Source organism: Marinoscillum sp., from assembly GCF_040222955.1.
Classification (GTDB): Bacteria; Bacteroidota; Bacteroidia; order Cytophagales; family Cyclobacteriaceae; genus Marinoscillum.
In genome coordinates, this window is sequence record NZ_JAVKCA010000011.1 from 1 (window position 1) to 18,303 (window position 18,303).

General features: G+C 46.8%; 16 protein-coding genes and 2 tRNA genes. 4 read left to right on the forward strand and 14 right to left on the reverse strand.

What is annotated here, in order from left to right:
* Positions 1 to 122: 122 nt before the first annotated feature.
* Both RIH33_RS09955 and RIH33_RS09960 read right to left on the reverse strand, forming a co-directional pair.
* Positions 123 to 208 (reverse strand) — tRNA-Leu (locus tag RIH33_RS09955).
* 67 nt (positions 209 to 275) lie between these two features.
* Positions 276 to 348 (reverse strand) — tRNA-Gly (locus RIH33_RS09960).
* Positions 349 to 776: 428 nt separating this feature from the next.
* On the opposite strand from RIH33_RS09960, the gene RIH33_RS09965 reads away from it, so the two are divergent.
* A complete protein-coding gene (locus RIH33_RS09965; protein ID WP_406652008.1) occupies positions 777 to 1,001 on the forward strand; it encodes a hypothetical protein in 225 nt (74 codons plus the stop codon).
* Positions 1,002 to 1,010: 9 nt separating this feature from the next.
* Here RIH33_RS09965 and mutS read toward each other — a convergent pair whose 3' ends face one another.
* Positions 1,011 to 3,590, reverse strand: coding sequence for a DNA mismatch repair protein MutS (mutS, locus tag RIH33_RS09970; protein WP_406658542.1), 2,580 nt, complete (start codon positions 3,588 to 3,590; stop codon positions 1,011 to 1,013).
* A 99-nt stretch (positions 3,591 to 3,689) separates the two neighbouring features.
* Between mutS and RIH33_RS09975 the strand changes: the two genes are divergently transcribed.
* From RIH33_RS09975 to RIH33_RS09985, 3 genes are read left to right on the forward strand one after another with little or no spacing between them, the layout of a single operon-like run.
* The gene (locus RIH33_RS09975) at positions 3,690 to 4,226 is read left to right on the forward strand and encodes an RNA methyltransferase (RefSeq protein WP_406652010.1); all 537 of its coding nucleotides are present in this window, start codon (positions 3,690 to 3,692) and stop codon (positions 4,224 to 4,226) included.
* A gap of 60 nt (positions 4,227 to 4,286) precedes the next feature.
* Entirely contained in the window at positions 4,287 to 4,586 is a 300-nt protein-coding gene (locus tag RIH33_RS09980) for a nucleotidyltransferase family protein (RefSeq protein WP_406652011.1), read from the forward strand.
* Complete coding sequence (locus tag RIH33_RS09985; protein ID WP_406652012.1) at positions 4,579 to 4,926, forward strand: DUF86 domain-containing protein; 348 nt, start codon at positions 4,579 to 4,581, stop codon at positions 4,924 to 4,926. The genes RIH33_RS09980 and RIH33_RS09985 overlap by 8 nt, the downstream gene beginning before the upstream one ends.
* On the opposite strand, the gene RIH33_RS09990 is transcribed toward RIH33_RS09985, so the two are convergent.
* From RIH33_RS09990 to RIH33_RS10040, 11 genes are all read right to left on the reverse strand, one after another.
* Positions 4,923 to 7,382: a TonB-dependent receptor domain-containing protein gene (locus RIH33_RS09990; RefSeq protein WP_406652013.1), complete on the reverse strand. Its 2,460-nt coding sequence runs from the start codon at positions 7,380 to 7,382 to the stop codon at positions 4,923 to 4,925. The genes RIH33_RS09985 and RIH33_RS09990 overlap by 4 nt on opposite strands.
* A 161-nt stretch (positions 7,383 to 7,543) precedes the next feature.
* Positions 7,544 to 8,881, reverse strand: coding sequence for an HTTM domain-containing protein (locus RIH33_RS09995; protein WP_406652014.1), 1,338 nt, complete (start codon positions 8,879 to 8,881; stop codon positions 7,544 to 7,546).
* Positions 8,881 to 9,975 (reverse strand): imelysin family protein, encoded by a 1,095-nt coding sequence (locus RIH33_RS10000; RefSeq protein WP_406652016.1) that lies wholly within the window; start codon positions 9,973 to 9,975, stop codon positions 8,881 to 8,883. Before RIH33_RS10000 ends, RIH33_RS09995 begins: the two co-directional genes overlap by 1 nt.
* Before the next feature lie 49 nt (positions 9,976 to 10,024).
* Positions 10,025 to 11,146, reverse strand: a complete 1,122-nt coding sequence (locus RIH33_RS10005; RefSeq protein WP_406652018.1) for a DUF4856 domain-containing protein — start codon at positions 11,144 to 11,146, stop codon at positions 10,025 to 10,027.
* A 111-nt stretch (positions 11,147 to 11,257) separates the two neighbouring features.
* Positions 11,258 to 11,428 (reverse strand): hypothetical protein, encoded by a 171-nt coding sequence (locus RIH33_RS10010; RefSeq protein WP_406652019.1) that lies wholly within the window; start codon positions 11,426 to 11,428, stop codon positions 11,258 to 11,260.
* A gap of 2 nt (positions 11,429 to 11,430) precedes the next feature.
* Positions 11,431 to 13,050 carry a PepSY-associated TM helix domain-containing protein gene (locus tag RIH33_RS10015; RefSeq protein WP_406652020.1) on the reverse strand — a complete coding sequence of 540 codons (1,620 nt, stop codon included), beginning with the start codon at positions 13,048 to 13,050 and terminating at the stop codon, positions 11,431 to 11,433.
* Positions 13,047 to 13,343, reverse strand: coding sequence for a hypothetical protein (locus RIH33_RS10020; RefSeq protein ID WP_406652021.1), 297 nt, complete (start codon positions 13,341 to 13,343; stop codon positions 13,047 to 13,049). Before RIH33_RS10020 ends, RIH33_RS10015 begins: the two co-directional genes overlap by 4 nt.
* Positions 13,343 to 13,672 carry a hypothetical protein gene (locus RIH33_RS10025; protein ID WP_406652022.1) on the reverse strand — a complete coding sequence of 110 codons (330 nt, stop codon included), beginning with the start codon at positions 13,670 to 13,672 and terminating at the stop codon, positions 13,343 to 13,345. Before RIH33_RS10025 ends, RIH33_RS10020 begins: the two co-directional genes overlap by 1 nt.
* A gap of 4 nt (positions 13,673 to 13,676) precedes the next feature.
* On the reverse strand, positions 13,677 to 14,414 hold the full coding sequence (locus tag RIH33_RS10030) for a DUF4198 domain-containing protein (protein WP_406652024.1): 738 nt from the start codon (positions 14,412 to 14,414) through the stop codon (positions 13,677 to 13,679).
* Between the two features lie 72 nt (positions 14,415 to 14,486).
* Positions 14,487 to 15,746, reverse strand: a complete 1,260-nt coding sequence (locus RIH33_RS10035; RefSeq protein ID WP_406652025.1) for a DUF4374 domain-containing protein — start codon at positions 15,744 to 15,746, stop codon at positions 14,487 to 14,489.
* 28 nt (positions 15,747 to 15,774) lie between these two features.
* Positions 15,775 to 18,102, reverse strand: a complete 2,328-nt coding sequence (locus RIH33_RS10040; RefSeq protein WP_406652026.1) for a TonB-dependent receptor — start codon at positions 18,100 to 18,102, stop codon at positions 15,775 to 15,777.
* Positions 18,103 to 18,303 lie beyond the last annotated feature (201 nt).

An 18,303-nucleotide genomic window follows, 5' to 3' on the forward strand; every position in this document is an offset into this window, starting at 1 on the left:
CGCTCATTTGTACCCGGAGCGGGAGGCTACGCGCCCCGCTTGAACCCACACGACCTTAAAGGTCATGCTCCTATATTCTTCTTAAACAAAAAAAGCGATCCATAATTCGAATCGCTCATTTGTACCCGGAGCGGGACTTGAACCCGCACGACCTTTAAGGGTCACAGGATTTTAAGTCCTGCGTGTCTACCAATTCCACCATCCGGGCGACACTGACTACCCACGGTAGCCCTAAAACACAAAGTCCCGGCCCGAAAGTATCGGGTCAGGACCTGAGCGGGAGACGGGATTCGAACCCGCGACCCCGACCTTGGCAAGGTCGTGCTCTACCAGCTGAGCTACTCTCGCTTATCCCTTTCGTTCTAAGGGACTGCAAATTTAACAGATGATGAATTAATTGCAAGTTCATGAATTAAAATATTTTGCCAGAATTTAAAACACCTCCTACTAAGCCGCGAATCTCACTTTCACAAAGGGTGATTTCCATACCATTTATACCCCCAGGGACTCCTCACGAACTCCTTGACAAGACTCATGTGGACATTAATAATCAAACCTGATGTTCAAATAGTTCAATTTTCGGTCAATTTCCCAATCCACCGGGTTACGTTCATACATTATTGAATCTTCAACAACAGAATATTTAACTGCATTTTTAGCAAAACAGATAACTAATATTTTACCTTTTATCCAAATTATTCAATAAAACACTTTTTATTTAACCAAATGTTATTAAATTGTTTTGATTCCAATCAACCTAAATAGTACAACCAACCATGTACCAACCGGATAAAATTGCCCTGGATCACGAGTACGTGATTTCTACCTTCTCAGTCGAAGAACTGAGAGCGGGCCTGGAGTGCTCCATGAGAGTAAAGCGTCATCTTGAACGACATGTACGAATAGATTCAAAAGTTCGGTACATGAATAATTTGGACGTGCTTAATCAGATTATCTACCAATATGAAGAGGCACTGACCAAATACAAATTGGCTCAGTGAGCTTTCGTATTAAGATTTTGATCCTTTCAGCTGCTCCTTCATTTCATTCACTTTGAGTAGTGCCTCTACAGGGGAGATGGTATTGATGTCTATCTCGCGCAGCATTTTCATTACTTTTTCAAATCTGGGGTCAGACTCAAACAAGTTGAGCTGAAACTGACTGCTAGGTACTTCCGCCAGTTTTTCCTTTTCGTTTTCTGAGAGTTTATCTGCCTCCAGATGCTTCAGTATCGTATTAGCACGAATCACCACCTGATTGGGCATTCCTGCCAGCTGGGCCACATGGATTCCAAAACTGTGCTCGCTACCTCCCGCTTGTAGTTTTCTGATAAAGATAATCTTGTTCTCCAGCTCCTTCACTGCAACGTTAAAGTTCTTTACCCTGGGTAAATCATTGGTCAACTCATTCAGTTCGTGGTAGTGTGTGGCAAATAGGGTCTTGGCCTTATATTGTGGATGGTTGTGCAAAAACTCCACGATGGACCAGGCGATAGATATGCCATCGTAAGTACTCGTACCGCGGCCTATTTCATCCATCAGCACCAGAGACCTATTACTCAGGTTGTTCAAAATACTGGCGGTTTCAGTCATCTCCACCATAAATGTTGATTCGCCCCGAGAAAGATTATCCGATGCACCCACCCTGGTGAACACTTTATCCACCAAACCAATGCGGGCATATCCCGCAGGTACAAAGCTTCCCATCTGAGCCATGAGTACAATGAGCGCTGTCTGCCGCAGCAGTGCTGATTTTCCAGCCATGTTGGGCCCTGTGATGATCATGATCTGCTGAGATTCATCATCCAGAAATACATCATTGGGAATGTAATCCTCCTCAGGTGGCATATTTTGCTCTATCACCGGGTGACGACCGGCCTTGATGTCGAGCGAAAACTCCTCGCTCATGGTAGGTCGCACATAGTTATTTCGCCTGGCCAAAAAAGCAAACGCCGTGAGACAATCCAGTGCCGCAATTACCCTTGCATTTTGTTGGATCAGCTCTATGTATTCCATGGCAAAGGACACCAGCTCCTGATAGAGTCGCAGCTCTATGACAAAAATCTGGCTCTCGGCATTCAGTATTTTTTCCTCGTATACCTTCAGCTCCTCTGTGATGTACCGCTCGGCGTTTACCAGCGTTTGCTTCCTGATCCATTCTTCGGGTACTTTGTCCTTGTGGGAGTTGGTCACCTCCAGATAGTAGCCAAACACCTTGTTGTAGGCTATTTTCAGCGAACTGATCCCTGTGCGTTCGGTTTCTCTTTCCTGTATCCCCTTGAGGTAATCCTTGCCAGAAAAAGCCATTTTTCGCAGCTCATCCAGCTCTTCATTCACGCCTTCTTTCAGAATGTTCCCCTGATTGGGATTGATCGGTGCGTCATCCTTGATACTATCCTCAATATGCTCCAGCAGCGCTTCACAGTCGTTGAGCTGATCCAGGTATTGCTTGAAAATGCCATTTTCTGAGGACTTAAGTTGATCCTTTATCGGCCTGATTTGAGAAAGACTCCTTTTGAGCTGAACCATTTCACGGGGATTAATCCGCCCCGTGGCTACTTTCGAGATCAGTCGCTCCAGGTCTCCGATTTGCTTAAGGTGCGCACTTACCTCATTGAGGGTCTCTTCCTCGCCCATAAAAGCCTCCACAGTGAGATGCCTACGCTCTATCTGCTCCTTATTTTTAAGTGGAAGCACCATCCACTTTCGCAACAGGCGACTACCCATAGGGGTTTGGGTGTTGTCCAGTATATCTATCAGTGCAGTACCATCTCCCTGACTGGGCTGTATCAGCTCCAGGTTGCGAATGGTGAATTTATCCAGCCACACATATTGCTGCTCGTCTATACGTGAGAGCTGTCCGATGTGCTTGACCTCTTTGTGCTCGGTCTCCTCCAGATAAAACAGAATGGCTCCGGCCGCAATGATCCCCGACCTCATTTCCTCCACCCCATAGCCTTTCAGATTGGCGGTGTTGAAGTGCCGGGTTAATTTTTCATAACCATACTCCTCGCTAAATATCCAGTCTTCCAGGTGGAAATTGATATAGTTATTGCCAAATGCTCTTTCGAACCGATCCCGTTCAGATTTTGAAAATAGAATTTCGGAGGGTTGAAAACCCTGAATCAGTTTTTCCACATAGTCAGGATTGCCCTGAGCCACTAAAAACTCGCCGGTGGACAGGTCCAGAAAAGAAACGCCACAGGTATTATCATCATAATGAATGGCCGCCAGGAAATTGTTGCGCTTTTGCTCCAGCACATTGTCATTCAGTGACAGACCGGGAGTCACTAGCTCGGTGACCCCTCTTTTCACAATCCCCTTCACGCTCTTCGGGTCTTCCAGCTGATCACAAATAGCCACCCTGTTGCCTGCGCGCACAAGCCGGGGCAGGTATACATCCAGTGAATGGTGTGGGAAACCGGCCAATTCGATGTGAGAGGCCGATCCGTTGGCCCTTTTAGTGAGCACAATCTCCAGGATCTTGCTGGCTTTGATGGCATCCTCCCCGAAAGTCTCGTAAAAATCCCCTACCCTAAAAAGCAACAATGCTCCGGGGTACCGTGCCTTGATGGCATTGTACTGTTTCATCAATGGAGTCTCAGTGGGTTTCGCGGATTTCGCCATCCTGTGGATTGGTGGTAGTTTTGAATCGAAAATTAGATAGCAATATTAAGGAAAGACAAGCGCATGAGAAAACTTAAAAACGAGGAGCTGGGCAGGATGGAGCAGGAAGAGTTTCAGCAATCCGAAAAGCTCCACGCCTGCATCGTTTTGGATGACATCCGCAGCATGAATAACATTGGGAGTGCATTCCGAACCTCTGATGCCTTTCGCGTGGAGAAAATCTATCTGTGCGGAATCACCGCCCGGCCCCCACATCGCGATATCAATAAAACCGCCCTGGGGGCAACAGACACAGTGAGTTGGGAATATCATGAAAAAATTTCTGCGCTTATTTCGCAATTGAAAGTTGACGGATATCAAATTGTGTCTGTAGAGCAGGCAGATAAAAGCACCTCGCTCATGGACTTTGCACCAGGTTCGGACCAGAAGTATGCCTTCGTCTTTGGCAATGAGGTTTTTGGGGTAAACGATGAAGTGGTTAAAAACTCTGATCTGGTGTTAGAAATCCCACAATACGGCACCAAGCACTCTTTGAACATTTCGGTCAGCCTGGGTATTGTCATTTGGGATTTCGTGGCGAAATCTCAGCCTCTCTTGTAACTGGCTCATCTGCAATCTAATGATCACAGAAATACAGTGGGGATTCATTATTTTTGTTACATGTTGGAGCTAAGTCAGCATATAGACAAGGTTAAGAAAGCATGTAAGCAACATCATGTAGATAAAATGTATCTTATTGGTTCTGCCGTGGATCATTCATTCAATGATGCGAGCGATGTGGATTTCCTCGTCACATTTGAACCCTTCGAAAGAGCCCAGTATTTCAAAAATTTTATCTCCCTAAAATCTTCTCTCGAAACCGTCCTCAATAGAAGGATAGACCTTTTAGAGACCCAAAACCTTCGAAATCCGATTTTAATCAAGTCCATCGAGCGTTCCAAAAAACTAATCTATGGATGAGCGTATTTTAAAGTGGCTCTACGACATTGATTTAGCCATCTCAGAAATTGACAGTTTTTTTGAGGGCAGGCCTAAAGATTTCCTGGAATACAAAAATAACCTAATGCTCAAAAGAGCTGTAGAGAGGAATCTGGAAATCATCGGAGAGGCAGTTAACAGAATCATCAAGAGAGATGCCGCTTTTGAGAAACTCATCAACGACTCCAGAAATATAATTGGTATGCGAAACCAGGTTATTCATGCTTACGATAACATCTCAGATGAAAATGTTTGGGCAATTTTGATTAATCACCTTCCTTCCCTGAAAAAAAGCATCCAAAAACTCATAGGAAGTATCTAAAACTTCACTCCCAACCCCACATAAAAATTGCGACTGTTAGCAGGAATAATGCCCGGGCCGGGATAACCAGCAGCACGTCTGGTAAAGTAAGACTCATCAGTAAAATTGTTCACGCCACCTTCAAATGTCCAGAATTTGTATCCATAGCTCACAGAAAGGTCCATCACAAAATAGGAGGGGATGAGTCCTTCGACTGCCGTGGGCACAGGTGGGGTACTGTCAGCATTGGATGCATCCGAATATTGCTCCATCACATAGGTGTACAGATAGGATACTCCAAAGTTCCCTCGCTTATATGTCACTCCGGATTTGATATTGACAGGCGGGACCAGCTCTACTTTATTTCCCTCTATGCCAGCTTCATCATTGTTCAAATAGCGGGATGAAATCATAGCAAAATTTAAAAAGCCCGTCAGGGTGCTCTTCTCTGCCGGAAAAGAAAAAAGCTTTAACAAATCCGCTTCTATGTAGCTCTCCAGACCAAGGATGCCCGCATCTGCAACATTAGTGCGATACCGAAAAGTACGATCCACCAGGTTATTGAACCGGGGATCCGGCTCGGTGCGCAGTACATTGCCAATACGCCCCTGATAGGATAAATAAAACAATGAAACATCGTACCTAAACTTACCAGATTCGGCACCTCTTATGCCCAGGTCAAGATTGTAACCACTTTCATCATCAATATTTTCATCCACCTTCAGTGATGGGTTGTCCACCCGAATATCATTGAAGTTGATTGCCCTGAAATTTTGTGAGAAATTACCATAAACCTCTACCGTCTCACTGTATTTGTAACTAACTCCAATGCCCATCAGGGCAAATGATCTGGGCTTACTTTTATCCTCCTCCACCTTTTCCTCATAAATCACATTGCCCGCCAGATCCTCCCGGCGGTCGTAGTAATATCCTTTTGCATCCGTGCGGATGTACTCATACCTGATCCCCGGGGTAATACTCAGGCGGGGTGTGAGGTTAAAAATGTTTTCAGCGAAAAATGCCACGTTCCTACTGGGAAAGGTAAAGTCAGATTCCCCGGGCTCCTCCTTGTTTTCAAACTCAAAATTGGCATCTGAGCCATTGTCTCCTTCACCTTGCTCTCTTAGTGTTTTTCCAAAATAGAGTCGGTTACCCACCAGTAAGACAGATTTTTGACCCAGCAGATTATAGTGATATATCGTTCGGAATTCGTTGCCCCAATTCTGATACTGATCCTTCAGCAGGTTGCGGTTCTCTGTCGGATCATCCGGCCTGTCTATGCGCTCCAGATTACCCACGGCATACCGGTTGGCGCCTAGCATAAAAGTTTTGTTATTAAACTTCAGGCTTGAAGAATATCTATAATCCCACTCCATGGCGGTAAGATCCCAACCCACATCAAACCAGTTACGGGCTCGCTTGGACTGATTCGGGTTTTGGTAAAACTCTATATCTGTCAGTCCCCCCGGCTGCTGGGCCAGGTAAGTCATGTGTGTGTGCTCCAACTTGGCACTCAGAAAGGGCGTGAAATCGTAAGTAACCGATGCAAAAAGGTTGTGCTGGTCCTGCTGAGAATTAGGGCGCCAGCCTTCACTGTGCTTGTATTGGTAAAAAGTATAATAGTTCACCTTGCCCACGGTGCCTCCCAGGCTGTTAAACGTATTAAACAAGCCAAATGAACCCAATGTCTGGGCAGAGGTCACTTCTATCTTCTTATCCCTGGGACCCTCTTTGAAATCAAAATTGAGCATGCCTCCAAACTGCGTTCCATACTGGAGGCCGGCAGCTCCACGCACCACCTCTATTTTGTCCAGGGCCAAGACCGGAGGTGTATAGTAGCTTTCCGGATAGCCGAGTGCATCCGCCGAAATATCATAACCGTTTTGACGCACATTGAAGTTGGACGTTCGGTTGGGGTTCAGACCCCGCCCGCCAATGCCCAGATTAATACCGGCACCGTCGCTTTCCCAAATGTTCAGCCCTGGAACCTGCGCATAAACCTGGCGCCCCACATTGGCTGCTTTGTTGCCTATTAATCCGCCAACATTGATAAGCTCCGTTTTCTTGGCTTCATAGATGGCCGAACCACTCACTGACTGCAACCAGCTAATGCCCATGGTTTCTGATCGGGTATTCTCTACCACCACAGACTCCAGTTCCTGGCTCATTGGCTTTAAGCTAAACCTGATCTCTGAAGATTCCGCGCGAACAGATACATCCCGGAAATCGGTCTGATATTCAGGAAAGAATGCGACAATTCGATGATCTCCCGCATTCAAATCACTCAGCTGGAAATACCCTTGCTTGTCAGTTATGGTTTTTATGGAAGAGCCTTCCAGAAAGATCATTACTCCTTCCATAGGTTCATCAGCCTCATTGGTGACCACTCCAGAGATTCGCTGAGACATGCCAGAAAAAGACACCAGCCAAAAAGCCAGTACGATGCCCCATTTCCATATGTCTCTCAGTATTACCATTCTTATTTTTTTCACACTGACATACGTCAATGATTGCTTCCCTCGCTTATCTATTTGGACTAATTCTAAATAAGCGCAAAGGTCGGGGTAATAAGGACGTGATTCAATCGCTAGTCATAGGCAAAAGGGAACTCACTAAAGCTAGGGAGCCATCACTAGAACTAGTGAGTGTGAGGTAACACCAGCGAATGGCTACCTATGACTGAACGTTTGCTCAAATCCACCTCCGGATCGATGAATCGTGTGCTTGGGCGCCCATTTAGGGTAACGAACACATCGGCTGTCACGATCGGGTCAGTCATTCCCTGCTGAAGGTAGTAATCGTGTAGGTAATGAGCATATTGCACGAGCATATCGGGCTGAGTGGCCATCATTTTCTCCTGCTGAGGAGTGAGGTGCTCGTAGTTGGCCACCATAGATTGCCGACCAGTATCGCTATCGCGCACATAGAAGGTAGCACTACCTGCTTTTTCCATGAGCATCACCCGCCATGAAAATCTGTAGCCTGCTTCAGTCCAAAACACGTCGCCGGGATAAGAGAGAAACCTTAAAGGAATCAATACCTGAAGGGCCATGAACACAGCAAACAGTTTCACCAAAGGATTGGAGATTCTGATATTTTGAACATCGGGACTATCCTGCCACCTGAATAGAGATTTGAGCTGACGAAGGACTTTTAGGTGCTCTTCCGGACTGAAGAAAACAGTGGTGAGTCCAATCATGATGAATGGAAACATCCCTATGGGAAAAAGCCACCAGGTCATCAGGTGAAATACAACCACACACAAAAAAGCAAACCGACGTGTCACGTTCAGAGACAGGAAAAAAGCGATCGAGAGGTCATAGACCATCCCAAACCAGCTAAACACATAGGCAGTGAGCTTATAACGCAAGATTGGGCCCAGTACCGGGCGATGGGTATTTGCAGACAACCACATTTTCATCGGCTGAGCACTCAGCAACCAATCAGAATTTATTTTAGCCAGACCGGCAAAAAAATAAACCACCATCAGCTGAAACCGCAGGACATTCATGAAACCCACTGGCACGTGATCCGTTGCTCTACGGGCTCCGCGCCGTACATCCATGGAAAAATCGCCATGGGCAGGCATCCATATCAGCAAAAAGGCTATCAGGCTCAAAAAGTAGTAGTGGTTCAGATAATTGGTCTTATCGATCAACTCTACGTAGGTAAAGAGCACAAAAAAAGTAGCCGTGGAAATGCGATAGAACCAACCCAATGCAATGCCTGCCGATGCCAAAGCCATCACGAAGAAAACTGCATACATGCCCACCCCGGGCAATGGCTCAACGCCCGGTAAAAAGGGAAAGTAAACTCTGGGGGCGATGTACTGTTGATGAATCCAGCCGTAAGCGCAAAAGCGAATAACAGATGCCAGCATGAGCAGGCCAAACAAAAGCCTAAAGGTCACTAATGGAGCAATGGAGACCTTTGCGGTGACCAGCCGCTCTGCGAGCATGGACTTAGACCTTAGCATCAATCACCATCATTGTCCTGATAAGTGATCACTACGCCAAGGGAGGACGCCATGTCTGTTTTGAAAAGAACGGCAAGCCGCTGCATTTCCGCAAACACCGTTTGTACGGTCACCTGATCGTTGAGAATTTGCTCTGGAAGCGGGTCTTCCAGCATGTTGCCGGCATTTATCAGTGCCTTGAACTGGGTGTCAATCCTGACAGACAAATCCTCGTTTTGTGTGGTGGTGGCCTCAATGGCCTGAAGGTAATCGTCCAGTCCCACATCATCCGCGCCCTTGTAAAGCGTATAATAGGTGGCAATGCTGGCGCTGAACAGTTCTGCTGAGTACCCGGCATAATAGGCCTCACATGCATGGGGTATCGGCTCTCCCAAAGACCGGATTCCGACAGGAATACCAATTTTACCATCACGGGTATTTCGCTCAAAGTCAAGGTTCATGGCGTTGATCAGTTTACCTACAGAACTTCCCACATTCACACCATATGAATCTTCGCTGGTAAATGTTCCTAAATAATTCCCGCCCTGTGAAGACCATTGATCATACACCGCTGACGAAACCTCCTCCATGAGTAGGGCCACCTCATCCGCATAAAGTCGGTCTGACTGCAGGGCAGAAGAAATCAATTCCTGATCGCTCAGACCAGGACGATATAGGAGGTATCCCAACGTCTGAAACCCACGGGCATCGGCATTGGCAAGGGTGGTCAGATTGTATTCTCCGCTCTCAATATTGCGATTGATTTTGAGCGTGTCTACCGGATAAATATTAAGAATACCAGCCAGCCCATTGGATTCCGAGGGGCCAAACTGATACGGGCTACATTCCTGCCAGGCCAGTCTTGCGGATTTAAGTGCCTCCCGTGAAGCCATAAGAGACTCGATCGTCGGAGCAAGTCGGTAATCCGAGACTGCTTCTCTCAGGCTCTTTGTTTTGTCCCTCAAATTGAGATAGGCGGGTAAAATGAGATTATTGGCAAGGTTTTCCAGCATCGGCCCCTGATCAAAGTCATTCATTTTGCCAAACGGATCCTTATCCGAAACGCAGGAAGACAACATGGCTAATGCCAGAAACAGTACTGTCAATAATCTCATCTATTATTTCACTTTGTCTTTATAATGTGGCGCCAGGTAATGGCTTCATTTATAACTCATCCGCAATATCGCTCAAAGACGGGTAAGCTGTAGCCAAAATGTCCTTGGCATTATTCAGACTGTTAACTGAAATCGTCCAGAAGTCACCATCAGTACCAAAGCCGGCATTCAGTACTTCATCCAGTTCCTCTGTAGTTATCTGCTTATAGGGGCTGTACTTCAGGGCCATGGCAAAGCCGTAGCCCTCTGATGCATGATGAAACAAAGCCCCCTGATCATCCCCACTTAAGTCAGCAATAGACTCATTGATATAATGAATGGCAGTAGCCGCCGCTATCAACTCGAACTCAGTATAGATAATATCCCTTTGCTCATCTCTGATCTCATAAGTCTTATTCACGATCGCGGTTCTTCCTTTCAGGAAGGCCTCCTTCAGCTTCGTGGCGCTTCCGAGATAGCTTTCTCGTCCATAGGTATAGTTACCTAGAAATCGATTTTCACCATCCACGTCAAAATCCGGATTGACACCCCAGTAGCCGAAGGCCTCATCCCAATGGTGCTCCATGGCCGTGTAGTTTTTGTCGGCTTCCAGCTCTGTATTTTCCACAGTATTTCCGATTTTGGCATCAGTCAAATAGCTGTTGTATATCTGGTTGAGGAACGTCGCTCCCATGAGTCCCTTTTCCACTAATTGAGTATACTCCCAGCCTTTTTCATCTACCAAAATCTGCCGGTCTGCTCCCCGGGAGATAAGCCCCGCCTTTCCTTGCGATGCGCCCGTTTCCGAAGCACTGGCTGATGCCGCTGAAGCCAGAATGCCGCTGAAAAATGTCACATCTGCCGCGAAGGTCTTATCCTTAAGCTGCTTACCACTCTCGTTGAGACCAGCACTGGAAAAAGGGTTGTTTTCATTGGCAAACATATTGAGGAGAACCTCCTCAGATAACACCTCACCATCATTGGCAGTACCTATATAGGCCTTTAACTCAGCCAGCATGTCGAGTCTTGCAGTCTGACCAGAATAATCTACAGAGGAAGCACCATCCCTGGTAAAGTGATAGGTGGAAGGAGTCTCCAGTGACACTTCATCATCCTCTCCATCGTTACATGAGCTCAGACTGCCCATCAATACTGCCCCTATTATTAATAAAAGTGAGTTTAGCTTATTCATTTTGTTGATTGTTCTTTATTTGGACTAATTCTAAATAAGTGCAAAGATGTGCCAAACGGCGCCAGGTTTCAATCGCTAGTGATAGGCAAAATGCAATTTCACTATCCCTAGTTACGAATCCCTAGAACTAGTGAGCGCACTTGCTTTCAAACGACTTTGCAGGTATGGGCAAGGGGTGTCTTTGAGAAAAGACAGCAAAATGCGCTCCCGATCCGCAGGGTTATTTTGAATCTTCTCCTGGAGAGTGAGGAGTAGCCGGTCAAAGTCTTCTATGGTACCCATGATCAGAACATCCTGGCACCGGCCAACTTGCGTCCTTCGATACGTGTCTCGCTTTCCTGGCCGTTAGATGGCTGTACTTTTTTCAACCTAAAAAAAACCAACAACGCAATGAGCGATGTAATCAACCAAAATGCATCCACGACAAAAATCTGTAGCTGCTCCTCATTATAGGTGTCCCACATCCAGTTTCCTGTAACTAGCCCATTCACAATGGGAATGGCCATGCCGAAAATAGAACCCAAAAACAAACAGTATTTGTTCGTCAGGTAATTATTTCTCCATGCAGCAAAGCAAACGCTCAATATCAGCCAGGAGGTGAAAAACACTTTGTATATAAATACATGAGGTGTGGGGCTACCGGGATCATGCGCCAAACGAACTATGCTAAATAACAATGCCATGGCAGGATACATACTCAATGAAATCGCCATAAAAATGCTGGCAACCCACTGATTGGCAGTTCTCTTCCAGGGCGCGGTGCTTCTCTTGTCGCGCGCCTCTACCCAGAGCAACACACCGGAGAGAATTACAAAACAAGTAATGATCCCGAAAACAAAGTAGATAATCTTAAGGCCATACCCGCCAAAATCCCCAAAATGGAGCCTCCGCATCAATTGATCCGCCCCAACTATATAATTAACGGATTCATCACTTGTCTGAGCGGTGAGTGAGCCTGACCAATCGAACGTAGCCCTGCCCAGGCCCAGAAGTGCGCTTTTGGTTTGAGGTCTCACTTCCACCAGGATGTTCATGTTTTCATCACCAAAATTCTGAATGCAAAGCCTGCTCAAAACCACATCGCCCCAGGCAGCTTGAGATTCATTTACCAACTCATTCAGACTCAGGTCAAAATCAACCGGATGATTGGCAAAGGCTGGAGCTGGCGGCTGATCCAGCAGCTCACGGTACATCAGGTCCCGATCTTTATCATAGATCAGGGAACTGGCCGGTCCGAGCATGATGGTGGTGCCGATAATCAGTACAGCACCTGTCACTGAAAATATGAACTGAAAAGGCAGCCCAATCAATCCCAAAGCGGTGTGTGCATCGGTCCAGACCGTCTTGAGCCTGGCCCAGGGTCTGAACAGGTAGAAATTGCTGACCATTTTTTTCCAGTGAACAATCAACCCGGTGACGATGGCAAACAAAAAGAAGAAGGCCACAAAACCTGAGAACAGATAACCATACGGATAGGGAATCTGTGCAAAAAAGTGCAATCGATAAATAAACTCACCTAGTGTATAACCGGAGTAGTAGCTACTCTCCTCATATGTCCTGGTATCCAGGTAGGTATAGACGCTCCGTCTGGCGTTTTCGGAGGCTGATGTATCCTGTGTGGACGAAATATTTATGATCACGTTGCGCTCCTGATGCGACTGCCGGATATTAATGGTACGACCCCTGAGCTCACCGTACCTCATGGCTAACGTGTCCAGAATCTGATCGAAATCCGCATTCATCTGACTATGGGCTACTATCGGCCGATTGCGCTCCCATGCGATGATATCATCCCTAAAGAAACTGATAGACCCTGCAAAAAAGATCACATAAAGGGCCACACTGATGACGAGCCCGCTCACCGTGTGGGTATGAAACAGGACATTATAGATGCGATTGCTCATACTGTGGCGGTATATTGATTGAAATAAAAAACAGCAGAAAAAGCAACGGTCAAAGCAAGGTACAGGAGCCAGGCAAGCCAGCCATTTTTAAACAAAAAAGCACTCACCATCAAACCAGCCCAGAGGATAAACCCTCCGAAAATCAAGGTCACCATCGTACCGGCCCGATCACACCACAGTGAAAGTGCCATGAACAAACTAACAGTCACCAGATAGCCCCCAAAAAACCCGGCAGTGATTTTGGCAAAACGTTGGTGAAATGATTTCGTCAGATGTTTCTTATTGGCTGGCATCAGATGGTTATTTCTATGAGCATTGACAAAATGGTAAGCATCCCAATAGTTCTTCTCTTCATAAAGCCAAGGGGTGCCAGTAAGATCACCAGGCTGGATACTATAGTCAGCATTATCAAAAAGAAAAACGAGCCTGAACCAATGCCATAACGGAGTGCGCTGAGCGCAAAGCCGGCGAGCAAGCCCATCACACCTAATGAAGCACCTCTCGGCCCTCCCGATTCTTCGGGTTTCGGTCCTTTATTGGCAGCGGCAAAGGCAACTCTTCGGGAGGCTCGGTAGCACACCCAAAAACCAAGAAATGTGAACAGGCAACTAAGTGTAATCATCCGGTCAAAGGGCTATAGCATAAGTGGCACAGTGCCAGATAAACTCATACTCCTCATCATGATAAGTACCCGGGACTTCCTCCTTTTTAGTAGTCTCCACAGTGTACCTGGCGGCCCAGGGTAGCGTAAAGGTCACCAACCCATTTTCATCTGTTGTTAGCTTTTTACTCCAAAGGTCTGCCACGTAAATAACCACCTCCTGATCCGCTAAAGGCCTTCCCTTAAATACGACCTTGAGGTTCACATCGGCACCCTTCTCTGCCTTCTTCTCAGAGTTGTTCACTACCACCAAACCCTTATCATTTGTGGCGTTGGTTTCCTGGTTCTCATCTCCCACGAGCACTCTGGCGGTGGAGTGATAATGCGTCTTGAAAATGCCAAAATCATATTGCGTATAATCAATTACGTCGATCTCGTCATTATTCAGGACAACCGTGTAGGTACCCTTTTCTGCAGGAGTAAAAACTCCTTGAAAAGCGTCTCCTTTAGCCTGTGTTTCGATGCGTTCCTTCCGTCCTGAAGGCATCACCACCCACAACCTGAAGTTTTTTACCGCTGCGAAATTCTCCCCTGCTGGATCCTCCACTACGCCATAAGTGTACTCCCCAAAGTAAACTTTTACAATGTGGGCCTTGCCCAACGCTCCGGACTCAGAGGTTTCCAGCCACATGTAGTGAGCGAAAGATTGGGCACAGGCCATCAGCACAAGTGCCAGTGTAAGTATTGTTTTTGATTTATGCATTGTCAATTGAAGTAAAGAAGAGCGCTCCGGGAAATGCCACTGGCCAATACCCGGAGCTCCGTGATGAAATAATTAATTGTGTTTGAAAATCCCCTGTAGCTCTATACCGTCTATTTCAGCTCCTCGTTCTGCGGTGGCAGTCTCCGGGTCTATTCGGTACACATAGGCCTTACCAGTTTCATTTTGTCTGATAGACATGTATACCTTTCCGTCTTCCACCAGGTAAGGGGTCTGGTACTGGCCCGCATGTACGGGAATATCCGTCACTCTGGTCAATGTGCGGGCTTCCAGATCGATCACTGCTACTTCCATCACATCATAATTGCCAAACCCCGCCCACTGTACATCCCGGGAGGTATCATTCTCTGGATCAGAAATCCTGGCGATGGCCTTACCTCTACCAGCATACACCGCATTGTGTATTTTGTGCCCATAGTCTTCCTCCACATTGAAAAAATAGTCCTGATCAAATTCTGTGGCCCCAGCCTTGATCATGAGAATCCCAGACGGTTGGCTTACATGGGTAAATCCTGCAAAATAGGAAGAAGAGGAAATGGTGTAAATGTCACCGTTCTCAGTGGACACAAGGGACGGCTGGCCACCATAATAGCCGATCGGGCTCGTCCGGTCATCCTCAAAAGTCTTGATGTACTGCATTTCCGGATAGGAATACACCGTCACGTATGCCTTATCCACCAGAGGGGTCTCCCATGAGGTGCCATGAAGTGGATAGAAAGACACATACAACTTGTCTCCTGACAGATAAGTACTGGTAGGCCAGGCATTGAGCCGCACCTCTTCATCTAAAGAATCCACATAAAAGTAGGATTCATAAATCGGGTGGGTCACAGTCTTCGTGATAGCCACATCGCCTGCATCCACCACTTGCAACTGACAGTCATATGACCCTCCGCCCCAGGGAGCGCCAATGGCCAGGAACGAATCACCATCCAAAGGTCCCACACAGTCTATTCTTTCAAAAACAAACTTGGAGTTCAAATACAACTCCCCGGCATCCACCTGATACCCGATGCACTCGTTGAGGGTGTAGCCAATGGAAAGATAATTATCCCCCACCGCAGTGTAGTACGACCAACCAGACTGCTCGATGCCCTGACCTTCTGACGTGATCACTCCGGACATCAGGTCATCCACAGCTACAATATAGTCTGCAGACGCATCTCCTTCTGTGGCCCGCAGGCCTACCACATATCCCGACCAGTCCTCATCTCCTCTACCGGGATCTGGCTCGTCATTGGTCTCACAAGAGATGGTCGAAAGGATTAAAAATGAGCTCAAAAGGGCCCATAAACTCAATTTGAATTTCTTCATTTTTCTATTTGTTTAAATTTTTAAAAGATCAGTTGGAAAGAAAATAGCTCAGCTTCAGGCTGAATGATCGCCCGGGTTTTTGCATGGCGAAATTGTCATACACTATCGTGTTGGTAATGTTGTTGCAGGCCAGGGAGGCACTGTATTTCCTTTCTGCAAATGCGTAGGATACCGACAGGTTGTGCGAGAGCTGCTGCGGGATGTCGTACTTGTATTTTTTGTTCCCCTGACTTGGCCATTTCCAATAAAACTGATCTACAAACAAGGAGAGCCAATTGATGGCAAGCCGGCTATCTTCCGGTCCCACGTTGTGGAATTGAACCCCGGCTGTGAAATTTCCAAATAGGAATGGCTGGTTAGGTAAGTCGTCCTGATACAGTCGGTCGCTCTTATCTGCATTCACGTTCTTTTGCCTGGTGACATTCATCCCCAGATTGAGTAGCCGCTTGTAAGTATATTGGATTCCGCCTTCCATGCTGGTGAGGTTCACCCTGGACTGATTCACATAGTTGGAGTTTCGGGGCTGGGAAGCATCCAGCCGTATAAAGTCCGAGGCTTGCCGGTAGAGGTAATTTCCTTCAAACCTGAACGAGTGATCTTTCAGGATTTTGTTCACCAGGATACCTGCGTTGTAGTTATTACTTTGCTCTGGTTCCAGAGCAGTATTTGGCAATACAGTGAGGCCATTTCCAAACATCTCCTCACCTTCAGGCAGTCGGTAGGTATTTTCATAGGAAAGTTTCACCTGCATCCAGGGGGCAACAAAGTAGGTAGAAGCAATGCCATAACCGTTAAGTAAAAAACGAATATTATATTCTTCAAACTTGTCTGTCTGTTCATTCTCCACCTGTGTGCTGGAGTGCATCATGAAAGTTTTGTTGAAAACGGAGGTCTTCCATTGATCATCCATCAGGCTCAGGCTGTATGAAAGGGCTGAGCTATTTTTAGTGATGGTATTGGGTGTGGTAAATGGCACCTCACTAAGGTCTCGCATCGGGTCTTTACCTACTCTGGAAAATTGACTGAAGGTGTTGTTGACCGAAACTGAATGATTCTTGCCCAACTGGTAACTCAGATTGGCTGTCGCCAGATAGGACTCATCATCATAGCTAAAGAGAGATTTGTTGTAGGAAAATTCACCGGCATTATTGATACGGGTGCTGTAATCCCCATACCAGTTGTAGGTACGCGAACTGGTATCTGCCCGAACTGCTTTTCTCCGGGTATACATGGCATACGCCCGGAGGTCCAGCCCGGCAATGAAAAGGTTGGTCTTTTTATACTTAAAGGTGGGAATCAGCACCTGATCAGTGGTCATCACCTCCCCAAACACGTCCTGCATGTTCAGGCCAGTCTGCACTTCCTTTTCGTTGCCGCTTGCGATCAATCCGACAAACAGCCGATCAGCAAATGGTTTATTGACCAGCCCCAATTCCAACTGGGCCGTTTGCGACTGGTAGGCATCATGAAAACGCCTGACATCCACCGTGTCCAGCTTTCCTGAACCGTCCGATCTAGGCACCTCCACGTCCCGCATCGGATAGTTGTTGTCGGAGTAGTTCAAAAAAAGGTTCGCGTTGAAGGAAAGGCCGGTGTGGGGTTCCGTATACCGGGCCAATACGGAGGCCCGGTGGGTGTTGAATGACCCGATGGCATACGAGGCATTGAGATAATTTCTAACATTCTGATCGGTGGTAACATTCACGGCACCACCCAAAGCATCTGAACCAAGGTGCACGGGCACCACACCTTTGTAGACCTCTATGCCAGTGATCATATTGACAGGAATGTTATTCAGCGACAGGGATGACCCAAAATTGTCCATGGGTATGCCATCCAAGAAGAACTTCACCTGGTTTCCGGTAAAGCCGTTCAGTGAAAAATCAAAACCGGAACCCAATCCACCCTGCTCACGAATCCTCACGCCGGATACCGTACCCAAAATCTGATTAACATCCAGATTTTGGACTTTCAATGGTTTCACATCCACCACCGACACGGCAAAAGGTTGCTCCCGTACTTCGGTGTGCTCTGATTTGCCAACAATCTGCACTGCACTGAGCTCTGTGGTACTCGCTTTGAGCTTCAGCTTCAAGTTTACCGCTCCGTCCACCTTCTGCTCTGTGGGTTCGAATCCGATCCCCGAAAACACAAGCGTAGCTTTCCCTTCAAGCGGAAGCGAGAAAAATCCGGAAACGTCGGTAGAGACACCCGATGTGGTAGCCTTGATGGTCACGGTGATTCCGGGAATCCCCTGATCCGCCTCATCGGTGACGATCCCCTGAACCAGATAAGACTGTGCCAGAAGGGTACTGGTGATTAAAAGCTGTACTGAATAAAGTAGGAGTCTTTTCATTTGCTTTATTTAGAATCATTCTAAACAACAACGCAAATGTGACCAGATCACCACTCTCTGTCAATCGCTAGAGGTGAGGGTTTTTATGCTCATTAAATCTAGCTAAGGAGTATAACTATAGTGATGCCAGTCCTAGCGATAAGGCTCCCAGAAGTAGTGAAATAAAAAAGGAGAACCGTTACCCGATTCTCCTTTCACTTA